The organism is Pseudomonas sp. MYb2, from assembly GCF_002979955.1.
Lineage (GTDB): Bacteria > Pseudomonadota > Gammaproteobacteria > Pseudomonadales > Pseudomonadaceae > Aquipseudomonas.
Window position 1 is genome coordinate 412,506 of sequence record NZ_PCQC01000001.1, and the last position, 12,275, is coordinate 424,780.

The 12,275-nt window shown below is 61.6% G+C and carries 9 protein-coding genes; 2 read left to right on the top strand and 7 right to left on the bottom strand.

The features are described from left to right. Positions 1-35 precede the first annotated feature (35 nt). The 4 genes from CQ009_RS01940 to hflK (CQ009_RS01955) are packed head-to-tail and all read right to left on the bottom strand — an operon-like array spanning position 36 to position 5,987. Positions 36-1,946, bottom strand: a complete 1,911-nt coding sequence (locus tag CQ009_RS01940; RefSeq protein WP_105704722.1) for a heavy metal translocating P-type ATPase — start codon at positions 1,944-1,946, stop codon at positions 36-38. Next, positions 1,943-2,992, bottom strand: a complete 1,050-nt coding sequence (gene hflK / locus CQ009_RS01945; RefSeq protein ID WP_105704723.1) for a protease modulator HflK — start codon at positions 2,990-2,992, stop codon at positions 1,943-1,945. The genes CQ009_RS01940 and hflK (CQ009_RS01945) overlap by 4 nt, the downstream gene beginning before the upstream one ends. Further along, positions 2,989-4,029 (bottom strand): protease modulator HflC, encoded by a 1,041-nt coding sequence (gene hflC / locus CQ009_RS01950; RefSeq protein ID WP_105704724.1) that lies wholly within the window; start codon positions 4,027-4,029, stop codon positions 2,989-2,991. The genes hflK (CQ009_RS01945) and hflC overlap by 4 nt, the downstream gene beginning before the upstream one ends. Beyond that, complete coding sequence (gene hflK, locus CQ009_RS01955) at positions 4,026-5,987, bottom strand: protease modulator HflK (protein ID WP_105704725.1); 1,962 nt, start codon at positions 5,985-5,987, stop codon at positions 4,026-4,028. Before hflK (CQ009_RS01955) ends, hflC begins: the two co-directional genes overlap by 4 nt. 211 nt (positions 5,988-6,198) lie before the next feature. Here hflK (CQ009_RS01955) and lpdA point away from each other — a divergent pair, with 211 nt between their 5' ends. Beyond that, entirely contained in the window at positions 6,199-7,599 is a 1,401-nt protein-coding gene (gene lpdA, locus CQ009_RS01960; protein ID WP_064389652.1) for a dihydrolipoyl dehydrogenase, read from the top strand. An 85-nt stretch (positions 7,600-7,684) separates the two neighbouring features. Here the strand turns inward: lpdA and CQ009_RS01965 are convergent, their stop codons facing one another. Continuing rightward, a complete protein-coding gene (locus tag CQ009_RS01965; RefSeq protein WP_053125245.1) occupies positions 7,685-8,158 on the bottom strand; it encodes an Lrp/AsnC family transcriptional regulator in 474 nt (157 codons plus the stop codon). Positions 8,159-8,301: 143 nt separating this feature from the next. Between CQ009_RS01965 and CQ009_RS01970 the strand changes: the two genes are divergently transcribed. Beyond that, positions 8,302-8,931, top strand: a complete 630-nt coding sequence (locus tag CQ009_RS01970) for a LysE family translocator (protein WP_105704726.1) — start codon at positions 8,302-8,304, stop codon at positions 8,929-8,931. On the opposite strand, the gene CQ009_RS01975 is transcribed toward CQ009_RS01970, so the two are convergent. Beyond that, the gene (locus CQ009_RS01975; protein WP_105704727.1) at positions 8,928-11,066 is read right to left on the bottom strand and encodes a hypothetical protein; all 2,139 of its coding nucleotides are present in this window, start codon (positions 11,064-11,066) and stop codon (positions 8,928-8,930) included. The two genes, CQ009_RS01970 and CQ009_RS01975, sit on opposite strands and share 4 nt — an antisense overlap. Next, the gene (locus tag CQ009_RS01980; RefSeq protein WP_105704728.1) at positions 11,053-12,237 is read right to left on the bottom strand and encodes a DUF3142 domain-containing protein; all 1,185 of its coding nucleotides are present in this window, start codon (positions 12,235-12,237) and stop codon (positions 11,053-11,055) included. The genes CQ009_RS01975 and CQ009_RS01980 overlap by 14 nt, the downstream gene beginning before the upstream one ends. Between the last annotated feature and the right edge of the window lie 38 nt (positions 12,238-12,275).

The following is a 12,275-nucleotide window of genomic DNA, read 5'->3' on the forward strand; positions in this document are numbered from 1 at the left end:
ACAGTTCAGCCAATGCAGCGTGGGGGTCGAAGAGTTCAAACGATTTCCTCCTTGAGCTTGAGCAGCGGCTCCTGAAAACGCAGCAATCGCCCGGCGTTGCCGAGTACCAGCAACGTACTGAGGTTATGCAACAACGCAGCGATCATCGCCCCGGCAGCACCGAGCCAGCCAAATGCCGCAAACACGACGATCACCAGCGTCCAGCCCAGACCGATGATGACGTTGACCTGCAGCGTCCTCCGGCATTGACGGCTGAGGCGTACGCAGGTGCCGAGGCGGCGCAGGTCGCTGCCGATCAGCACAATGTCCGCCGAGGCCAGTGCGATGTCCGCCCCGCCCGCGCCCATTGCCACGCCGACCACGCCTGCCTTTAACGCCAGCGAGTCATTGATGCCGTCACCGACCACTATCGGCCGGAAGCCGTTGTCGATTTCCTTGAGCACCCGATTGAGTTTGTCTTCCGGCAAGGCTTGCGCTTCGACCTCGTGCAAACCGACGTCCCGTGCCAGCGTCTGAGCCACACTGTGCCGATCCCCCGTCAGCAACAGTTGTCGACCCAGCCCCAGTTCACGCAACTCAGCAAGGGCAAAGCGGGCTTCCGGTTTGACGCTATCGGCCAGCAGCAGCCAGGCCAGAAACTCACCGTTCAGGGCCAGTCCGGCAATCGGCCCGTCGTGTTCGGGCACCGTTGTGGTGGTGACGCCAAGTTGCGCGAACAGTTCCGGTCGCCCGAGCGCCGCTTCGCCCTGCCCGGTCATGGCAACGACACCGAGGCCCTGGCGCTCGTGAATGTCGGCTAAAGGCACACAGTGCTCCGGGCTGACCAACCCGACCAATGCGCGACTGACCGGATGACTGCTGGCCGCGCCGAGGCTGGCGGCCAGCGCCATCACGGTAGCGTTGTCCGCTTGAGCACTGTTGATCGATTGCAGGCGCAAAGTGCCGTAAGTCAGCGTGCCAGTCTTGTCGACCACCAGCGACGTGAGGTCAGCCAGTTCCTCAAGAAACGCCGAGCTGCGGATCAGAATCCCATGCCGCGCCGCGACCGCCACACCGGCAATCGCCGTGGCCGGTGCCGACAACACCAGCGCACACGGGCACGCCGCGACCAACACCGCGAGCATCGCTTGTGCGTCGTTGGTGACGAACCAGGTCACCGCAGCGAGCAGCAACACCAGCACCATGTAGCTACCGGCATAACGTTCGAGCAAACGGGTGATCGGCGGTTTCGAGCGTTCGGCGTTTTGCATCAGCGCGATGACTTTGCCCAAGGTCGATTCATCACCCGTGCGGGTCACTTCGATGCGCAGCAGGCCATCAAGGTTGATCGCACCGCCGAACACCGTCATGCCGACGCTCGCCTCGACGGGCACTGATTCGCCGGTAATCGAAGCCGTGTCGAGACTCGCCTGACCGGACAACACCCGCCCATCAGCCGGCACCCGATCACCTGCGCGCACCTCGACGCAATCGCCGGACTTCAGTGTGCCGTTGTCTACTTCGATGATCGAACCATCCGCCTGAACTCTGCGCGCGTGGCTGCGCGTCAGTTGGCCGAGCGCATGAATCGCCTCCTGCGAACCGATGACGCTGCGCTCCTCCAGCACGTGGCCGAAGATCATGATGATCGGCAACAACGCCGCCGTCAGCAGATCGCCGGTCGCCCAGGCACCAAGCATGGCCAAGGCAATCAGTTGGTCGGTGATGCCGTGCAGGCTCGGATAGCGCAGGCTGTACCACGCCGAGCGCATTACCGGCACGGCGACTAATAAAGAAGCAAAACCCAGCAGCAATTGGCTGACACCGGTTTGCTCCGGCACCAGCCAACGCCAGATCAAACCCAGACCCAACAGGCCCAACGCAAGCATGGCGAGTGTCAGTTGCCGAGCGGCGCGGCGTTGTTCGGCCGAGGACAACAGGCTCGGTGCGGCGGTGGTCGCAGTCATTGACTGGCTCCCTGAATGATCAAACGGGAATCGTCTTTCGGATCGACCGTGGTCACTGATCCGGCCTGGCCGAGAATCTTCGGCATGCGCTCGCGATAAAGGCGCAGGAGCATTTGCGCATCGGTGCTGCCGGCCAGACTCGACACCGTGGCCGTATCAGCCGAGGCTTTGGCCAAGCGTTCACCGGCTTGCGCGTGAGCCACCTGCAGCGTGCGGTCGGCTTGTTCATTCGCCGTCTGAGTGAGTTTCTCGGCGTCGGTGCGCGCGTTGGCCACGGCTTTGTCGGCTTGCTGGCTGGCGGTCAACACTGCGTTGAACGCGCTTACGGCAGGGTCAGGCAGACTCGATTGCACATCGACCCGCGCCACTTCGATGCCGATGCCCTGCCCGCTCGCCTTCAACTCGGCGAGGCGTTTGTTGATGCCTTGCACCAGATCACCGCGCAACCATTCACGGCGTTCCGCCGCTTGATTGTCTGCGCCGATCAATTCCGGGCGAGCGACCAGAATGGTGTCCAGATCCCGTGCCGCCGTCAGTGCCACGGCGCTGCGGGTGACCAATCGATCCAGTGCTGGCAGCACATGATCGGCCTGCAGGACGAAGTCGTAAGGGTCGGTGACTTTGTAAAAGACCCGCACATCCAGTTGCACCACGCCGGCATCACCGGTCAATAAATAACCAGACCCGGCCAGCGCATCGCTCAACGGTGTGGCGAACGAAGCGACGCGATCAGCCTTCAGCGCCTCATCGCTGCGCAACAGGTTTTCCACTCGGCGTTCTATCACTCGATCCGCTGCTGGGAGCAAAACCACCTGTTCAAAGGGCTGCGGCCACGCCAACAGCAGACCGGCGTTTTGCACGCGATCGAGTGCGCCAAAGTGCAAAACCACGGCGCGATTTTGCGGGTCGATCTGCCGCACATTGGAGAATGCCCACGCGAGCGCGGCCAGCACCGTCACTGCGTACAGGGCAAAAAACGCTAAACGACCAGCCTGAATCCACGGACTGTTCAGCGCATGTGTTCCACGTGGAACTTCTTCACTCATGGCTGCGATCCGGGTTTGCTGTCGAGTGTCGGCGGGCCGTCGACCAGCACGCGGAATGGCGCGGCGTCGGTGCGCAGAATTAGTTTGGTGTCTGGCGTGACAATGGTGCCGAGGGTGTCCAGCGAGCGCAGCAAGTTGTACAGCTGCGGAGAACTGGCGTAGGCACGGCCGTAAATCTGCGCGGCTTCAACGCGAGATTGCGCTTCGATTTCGGCAGCTTTCACCGTGGCATCGGCTTGCACAATTCGCGCATCGCGTTCGGCAGCGGAACGGATTTGTGCCGCCTCACGTTTGCCGATCGCCGTGCGTTCGGTGGCGATGGTTTCACGCTCGGCGCGCATGCGATCGACCGTGGCTGTGAGCGTCACTGACGGCAAGGTCAACCGTTCGATACCGACTTGCACAACACGTACGCCATAGGTCGCGAGCAATTGCTGATTGATCTGTTGGCGCAACTGCGCTTCGAAATCAGCGATGCGCACCTGGCTGGCATCGGTATTGACCAGGTTCGCCAAATCGAAACTGCTCGCCGTGGTTTCCAGTGCCGAGCCGACAAAGGTGCGAATCTGCCGTGCCGCTTCGTCAGGCTGGTTCTGCACCGCGCGCATAAAACGCTGCACGTTGTCCGGATCCCCCTGCACCTGCCACGCCACGTAAGCCTGAACGATGATGCGCAAACCGTCGCGGGTGCCGACATCCTGCAAGCCGCTGGACGTCGTACGCAGACGCAAATCGACCGGGATCGCCGCCTCGAACGGCGCCGGCCAGCGCCAGCTCAAACCCGGATCAAGCAGGACCCGCGACGGATTACCGAAGCGGGTAATGACCGTGGCCTCGCCGGAACGCACTTGCACCAGGCTCGCCGCTGCGATGGCGAACACCACCAGCAACACCGCCCAGCCCATGCGCCGCCACGGGAAAGGCCCCGCCTCTTCCGGCGCGCCGTGGTGATGGTGCCCATGATGGTGATGATGTCCGCCGTGGCCATGATCGTGGCCGCTGTGATCATGCGATTCGTGTGTATGCGACTGGCTCAATGGGCGACTCCTGGTTGAGCGGTGGTGCGCGCGGGCGTCGGGTCAGCCGGCAGCGTGAAGGTCCGCAGGTCGATGGTCGGCGCATTGCTGCTGCCGCCGAGACGATGATCGAGTACCAGCAATTTGGCTTTGCTCAGGCCTTGGCTGAGCTGACCGAGGTATTGCTCCAGCACGAAGGCCTGACCGGCACTGGCGTAGGCTTTTTGTTCGGCGCTGAATTTCAGATCCGCCGCCTGCGCCGTGGCACTGGTTTCACGGGCGTTGGCGCTGGCCTGATCGCGAGCGAGGCTCGCCTGCAATTGCGCCTGATTACTGGCTTCGGCCGCTGCGCCACGCTCGCGGGAGATCAACGCCTGCGCGCCGATCTGCGCCGCCTGCACCGCGTGATAAGCATTGGCGGCACCGGCCGGCGGGTGAATGGCTTCGACGACCGTGGCGAGAATTTCCACGCCACTGTTGAGTTGCTGCAGATCACGTTGCACCGCACGACCAATCTCCTCGCCCAACCCTACCCGGTCTTCACCGAGCAAACCGTCGAGCGTGCGCGAAGCAAAGTCGTGCACCAGAATCCGGCTGGCGGTGCTGCGGATTAGTGTTGGTACATCGGCACTGTTGTAGGTTGCGGCCAGCGCCGCCTGATCAGTCAGGCCGATGCGATAGACGAAGCGCACGTCCATGTTGACGATCTGAAAGCTCTGCTGATCGCCACGGCTGCTGGCGATGACTTGCGACTTGTCATTGACGTGACTGGCATCCCACAAGCGATTAGCGGTGAACGGCGCCGGGCCTTCAGCAGGATCGACTTGTGGCGGTACTGGTTTTTCGCCGACGCTGGTTGCCAGTTCATGCACCACGCCGTTTTCGACGATCAACACGCGGCCCAGCGGCCACGGCAAACCCGTATGCAACCCGGGGCCGAACACCTGCACCGGTTTGCCGAATCGCTCATAAATGCCGCGACCCTGCAGGGGGATTTCATGGATGCCGGTGAGCAACCAGCCCACCGCTGCGACAAACGCCAGCACCGGCAGAAACGCTCGGCGCATGTAACTGAACGCCCAGATCTGCCGCAAATCGATGCCAAAGCGGTTGTGCAATTCATGCTGCAACGCGAGCAAAGGTTGTGGCGGCCAGCGCAGCGTATCGGCAACAAAACTGCGCGCCAGCAGGGTCGGTTCAAGCTGTTCGCGGCGCGGACTGAAGATAGAAAGAACGGCGCGCAATAGCAGCTCGATCGCTACCAGTCCCGGCAAGATACCCATCAAAACAGCGACACGAACCGGCCACACGGCGTTCTCACCGGCGAACAACAAACACAACGCACCGAGCACCAGACTGATGATCGCCACGCGCGTCAGTTGCGCCAATGCACCCGCTTCCGGCCATTGCGCAGGATTTTCCTGAGCGAGTTGGCGCTCCAGCACCAGCAAGCCGAACGCCAGCAGTAATGCCAGCGCCGCCCCCACCGTGGCGGACAATCCAACCGCAGCGGCAGGCAATGACAGGTTCCACACCTGTTCAATACTCAGCGACACCAGTACGGCCCAACCGCCCAACCACAGCGTCGCAGCACCGATCTGGCCGAGCACGTGCAAACTGCGCTGACTGAGACGATCCAAGAGCCGCTCGTACCAACCTTCAGGCGCAGACTGTTGATCTTCGCCAATCGGTGTCAGCCCGACAGGATTTATCACCCGCGCACGCCACTGCGTCACCCACCACGCCGATTGCAGCCCGGCGACCAGCACCAGCAACGCCGCGCTCTGATTGACCAACAGCGGCAGCCACAATGATTGCGGCGCAAACAACCCGACAAAAAACGCCAACATCCAGCCCGCCCCGGCCAATCCACCAAGGGCAAACGCCCAGCGCCGTAGTCGTCTGCCCTGCGTGGCCGCCTGCTGAAAGCGCGGCAGTCCGGTCACTTGCGTGCCTTCTACCTCCAGATCAACTTGCATATCACCCCAATGTCTTTAGCTCGCTGTGCATAGCGTTACGATATAACGAAAAGCGTGAAATATTCGTACACAATTACGCGTATTCAAAGACGCGCAACCTGTCGCTTGTCTGAAGCCTTGACCGAAATGTCCGGGAGCGCACATATTACGTTCGTAATTTTTATCGACAGCTACTTTTAGCGATCCGCATCCATCAATCAGGAGCAAGCGCATGAGCAACTATGACGTAGTGATTCTGGGCGGCGGTCCCGGTGGTTATAACGCGGCGATTCGCGCCGGCCAGTTGGGCCTCAAGGCCGCCTGCGTGGAAGGCCGGGCGACCCTCGGCGGCACCTGCCTGAACGTCGGTTGCATGCCGTCCAAAGCCCTGTTGCATGCGTCAGAGCTGTACGACGCGGCCATGGGTGCAGAGTTCGCCAACCTCGGCATCGAGGTCAAACCGACGCTGAACCTCGCGCAAATGATGAAACAGAAAGACGAGAGCGTGAGCGGCCTGACCAAAGGCATCGAGTTTCTCTTTCGCAAGAACAAGGTCGACTGGATCAAGGGCTGGGGCCACATCGATGGGCCGGGCAAAGTCACGGTCACTGACGCTCAAGGCAGCAAAGTCGAGCTGACCGCCAAAGACATCATCATCGCCACTGGCTCCGAGCCCACTCCTCTGCCCGGCGTCGAGATCGACAACCAACGCATCCTCGACTCCACCGGCGCGCTGTCGCTGAGTGAAGTGCCCAAGCATCTGGTGGTGATCGGTGCCGGCGTGATCGGCCTGGAGTTGGGTTCGGTATGGCGCCGCCTCGGCGCGCAGGTGACCGTGGTCGAATACCTTGACCGCATCTGCCCCGGCGTCGATGGCGAGGCAGGCAAAACCCTGCAACGCTCGCTGAGCAAACAGGGCATCGCCTTCAGGTTGAGTTCGAAAGTCACCAGCGCAACAGCTTCGGCCAACGGCGTGCAGCTCAGCGTCGAGCCCGCAGCAGGCGGAACTGCTGAACTGATCGAAGCGGATTACGTGCTGGTGGCCATCGGTCGTCGCCCGTACACCCAAGGCTTGGGCCTGGAGAACGTCGGCTTGAGCACCGACAAGCGCGGGATGCTTGCCAACAAACAGCATCGCACCGAAGCCGCTGGCGTCTGGGTGATCGGCGATGTGACGTCCGGGCCAATGCTTGCGCACAAGGCGGAAGATGAAGCGATGGCCTGCGTCGAGCAGATCCACGGCAAGGCCGGCGAGGTCAATTACGACCTGATCCCCAACGTCATCTATACCAAACCGGAATTGGCCAGCGTTGGTAAAACCGAAGAGCAGCTCAAGGCCGAGGGCCGCGCGTATAAGGTCGGCAAATTTCCGTTCACCGCCAACAGCCGGGCGAAGATCAACCATGAAACCGAGGGCTTTGCCAAAGTCCTCGCCGACGAGCGCACGGATGAAGTACTCGGCGTGCATCTTGTGGGACCGAGCGTGAGTGAAATGATTGGCGAATATTGTGTGGCGATGGAGTTCAGTGCGTCGGCGGAGGACATTGCGCTGACGTGCCACCCGCATCCGACACGCTCGGAAGCGTTGCGCCAGGCGGCGATGAATGTCGAGGGGATGGCGACGCAGATGTAGAAAATCAAAAGATTGCAGCCTTCGGCGGCTCCTACATGAAATGCGCCCCCCTGTAGGAGCTGCCGAAGGCTGCGATCTTTGCTTGTCAGGCCGGAAGATGTCCGAGCGGCAACGCCCCCGGCGTCTTCACCGTATGAATCGCAAAGTTGCTGCGAATGTCGCTCACCCCCGGCAACTTCAACAGGCAGCCACTGAGAAAGCGGTCATACGCGCGCAAATCCGGCACCACCACTTGCAGCAGAAAATCCGATTCACCCGACACCAGAAACGCTGAAATCACCTCCGGCAATGCCGTCACCGCTGCGTAAAAAGCCTCGGCCTGTTCATCGTTGTGGCGCTCGACCTTGACCCCGACAAACACCGTCAGCCCCAAACCGACTTCGTCACGATCCAGATTGGCCTGATAGCCGCGAATCACCCCCGCCTCTTCCAGCATCCGCACCCGGCGCAAACACGGTGAAGCCGACAAGCCGATTTCATCCGCCAGTTCGACGTTGCTCAGGCGCCCGTCCCGTTGCAGGGCGGCGAGGATTTTGCGGTCGAAGGCGTCCAGTTTCATGGTTGGCAGATCTCGATAGTATCGTGCGGAAAACCAGCAGGTTATGCCAAATCCAACAGCTTTTGAAGCCGACTACGCAAGCACCTGCCCTACCCTTCAGCCCTAGACTGGCCCTACCGAATCGACAACGAAAGGACTGACCCGTGGCGAGTCTCTGGCTGTTTTTCCTGGCATTGGCGGTGGTTTTTCTGCTGCCCGGCCCAGACATGATCCTGCTCCTGCAAACCGGTGCGCGTCAGGGCCGCGGTGCGGCATTGGCCACCGCGATAGGGCTGGCGGTTGCCCGGGGTTGTCATGTGGCGTTAGCGGCGTTGGGGTTGGCGGCGTTGTTCAAAGCAGCGCCGTGGACATTCGAAGTGGTGCGGCTGGCAGGGGCGGCGTACCTACTGTGGATCGGCATTCAATGCCTGCGCAGCACACTGCTGCCGAACCTGACCACAGCCGATGTCGCCGATACCCATGACCAATGGCGCGAAGCGATCCGTCGCGGTTTGCTGACCAACCTTCTCAACCCCAAAGCCCTGCTGTTCTGCTCGGTGCTGCTGCCACAGTTCATCGTCGCCAACGGCGCACCGGTGCTGAGCCAGTTTGCCATGCTCGGCGCACTGCTGGTCGGCATCGGTCTGTTGTTCGATTGCGCTTACGCCTTGACCGGGGCAGCGCTGGGCCGTTGGCTGCAACACAGTCCAACGGCGCAACGGGTTCAACAATGGCTGTTCGGCAGCCTGTTGATCGGCTTTGCGGTGCGCCTGACCTTCGTCCAGCAGGCTTAGCCTTTACGGGCCTTGCGCTGGCGACGCGTGATCAATAGCAACGTAGCAGCGCTGACCAACACCATCGCGCCGATCTGCACTGGCCACTTGTACGGCCGTAGCGAGGAGCGCGCGGCATCGGTGACCTGGGTGACGTAGCGCTTATCGGCGTTTTCGAAATCCGGATACGGGCATTGATTACCGAAATCCACCGCCCACGGCACGAACGGGCCTTCCTTGACGTAACGCTGATACAGCGCACTTTGATCTTCCAGGCTGCTGTTCCAGCCCGCTGCGTTGCACAGCACGGCGGCAAACGCCTGACTGGTGTGCGGCAGATTGTCGGCGGCGCGACTGGCGAGTTCGGTGGCGACAAAACGATAGTGATAACGCTGATCCGGTTTCGCTTCGCTGGCCTGCTGACGTTTTACTTCGGACTCAGAAACCAGCGGGCCGACTTTCAGCTCGGCGCCTTCCAGTGAATAGTTGCCACCAAACGTGGCGTAGTCCGGCGCCATCTCGTAACCGAGAATGTCCATGCCCCACTCCCGCGCCGTCCACGCCGCGTTATACAGCGCACCGGCGCGTTTGGTCGGCCACCACGCCGAGTCGGCTTTCAAGCGTTGCTGACCGTAAAGCCGAGCCTTGTTTTGCAGGTCTGGATTATCGAAATAGCCGACCGCATCGGCGTAATGCCCTTCGCGCAGCAAGCGCCGACCGAGCAAATTGCGCAAGCTGGCAGCGACGGGCAACGGTACGTAGTTATCGCGCTCCTGCTGAGTCAGCGCAGGTGGCGCCGGCACGTTATCGTCGACGTATTTTTTCAGCTCATCGACGGTCAACACGCGCTCGGCCACCGTCGCTGCATCGAACCAGTAAGTGCTGTTGCTGCGATACAGCTGCACGAACGCTTGCAGGTATTCGCCGCGCTGCAGGGCGAGAATCGCGCTTTCACCTTCGACCCGGCATTTCGGCTGCAGGCTCTCGTAGGCCCAGTCCGGAGTGCGGCGATAACCCCAATCTTCTTTCTGCGGGAAGGCTTGCGCGGCTTTCGAGTAGGCAGCAGCAGCGCCATTTTTATCGCCGTCACGCACCGCCAGTTTCGCTCGCAGCCACCACGCGAGTCCGCCGTCACCGGCGTTTTCGAGGAAGGCCTTGGCGCCCATGTAATCGCCCTGTTGATAACTCATCGCCGCCAGACGATCAGCATTTTCCAGGCTGCCACGGGTGCTGTTTTGCAGCAGCTTCACCAGTTTCTTTTCGTTCGGCGGTTCGTCGCCAAACGACCAGCCTTGGCGACTGACCAAGGACGCCGTGACCAGTTGCTGCACCGATGTGTGCTGAAGCAATTCGGCCAGTTCGGCCTCGGGCAATTCCGCCAGTTCATTCATCAATTGCTTGAGCGAGGTGTAACCCACGGCGGAACCGTGCAGATTCTGCGCTTCATACAATTCGATGGCGCCGTTCCAGTCGCCCGCAGCGCGCACCACCCGCGCTTCTTCGCCGAGACTGGCGACGCCCAATTCCAGCGGATCGCTGAAACCGTCAATGCTCAGTTGCCGGGCCTGTCGGAACGCATCACGCGATCGCTCCAGCGCAACCACCTTATCTCCGGCCTCGCTGCTCATGGCGAACAACGTACGCCCGAGAGAATACGCAGCCCAAGTGCTGCGAAGCGGACGCTGATCAGCCGGCAGCGCCAGCAGCTTGTTGAAATATTCGACGGCGAGTTGATGATCGCCCGTGGCAAACGCGACTGCGCCGGCCACGTACAAACGGATTTCCGCCGGCAGGCTCGCGCCCTGCACCTCGACCTGATGCGCATCGGTCAGCCCGCGCAGTTGCTTGACCAGCACTTGCTGCTCGGCGCTCAAACCCAGCTGTTCGGCTTTCTCCCGCGCCTCGGCAGCTTCGTTTTCTTCGCCGTACATATCGTTGGGATTGTGCGTCGCAGCCGTGACGTTCTTCAGCCCGGCAATGGCTTTGCCGAGACGACTGAGTTCGAAATTGAAGTTGCCCTCCGGCAGATCGGCCAGGGTTTGCCCGCGATTGTCGAGCAGGCGCATCGGGAAGTCCGGGCCGCAGGCCAGCGCCGACCCCAGCGGCACGCAGAGGCTCAGACAGAGCAGATGGCGAGGCCAGTTACGGGTCAACATGCGAACCTCCTTGATCAATATGTGCACAGCGCGCCCAACCGATGGCGCGTTGTCCGCCCGCCGGCAAGCGGCCGTCGCGCAGGCGGGTGAAGGTAAGCAGATCCGGGCCTTGTTGCAATGCATAACCGGCGAGCGCATCGGCGCCTTCACAGCTTTTCGCCTTCAACGTTATTTTCGCCGGCCAGGCACTGTCGAGGTTACCGGGGTTGTCGAGTTTGATGTCGTAGAGACCGTTGTGTTCGCTGAATGTCACGCCGAGCCGGCTGACCAATTGTTCGCCCCGTGCCACGGCGCGCAACGTGGTCAGGCTCCAGGCGCGACGATCATTGGCCAGCGGCAGGCGAAACCAGATCAACCCGGCCAGATGCGCTGGCGGCTCGTTTCGCAAGGTCTTGCCCAGTTGTCGCAATTGCAGGGGATCGGCGAGCAGCTCCCGACGCTCGCCACCGCGCTCGAGCTGCACTTCGCTTTCCACCAGCGGCGCCCCCCCGTCATCCGGCAACAGCGCCACACCGTAGGCCGGCAGCGCAAGATAAAAAGGTTTGTCGCTGATCCGCGCCCAGGCCTTGGCCCACTTCAACGCCTGATCAGGATCAAACAGGCCCCGGCGCGGATCGCTGACGGCGTGGACTTGCAGCACGCTGCTGTCGACGGTTTGCAGAAGTGCAGGCAGTTGCGCACTGTCGAGCCAGGCCGGCAGTGCAGTGATGCTCAGTGGCAGGGTCGTCGGCAATGCCGAGCGCAGATGTTTGAGGAATTCGGCGTAATCCGGCAAACGGGCGTTACCGGCATCGTGATCGATTTCGACGCCACTCAGCGTCAGACCCAGGGCCTGCCAATCGGCGAGCAGTTGAAGGATGTGCGTGGTGAGTTGATCCTGATCCAGCGACTTGAGCTGGCCGTCGAGACGGATCACCGCAATCAGCGGACGGCCATCGGCTTTCAATAGCGGTGCGTCTATCAGCGCCCTGCTCCATCCGGCATTCGGGAAGGCTTGCAGCGCGAGCACGCGCAGTGTCGAGAAGTCAGCATGGCTGTCGCGCAATGCGGCCTCATGGGCCGGCATCCATTGGCGTTGCCAGATGTAGAGTTGTTGGTCGAGGGGTGGCGCGTCGTGTCGTTCGCAACCCGAAAGCAACAATCCCAAAAGCAGACCGACAATAAAGCGCATACCTTCCCAACCCCTGACACCACCAGGCTGCAAGGTTA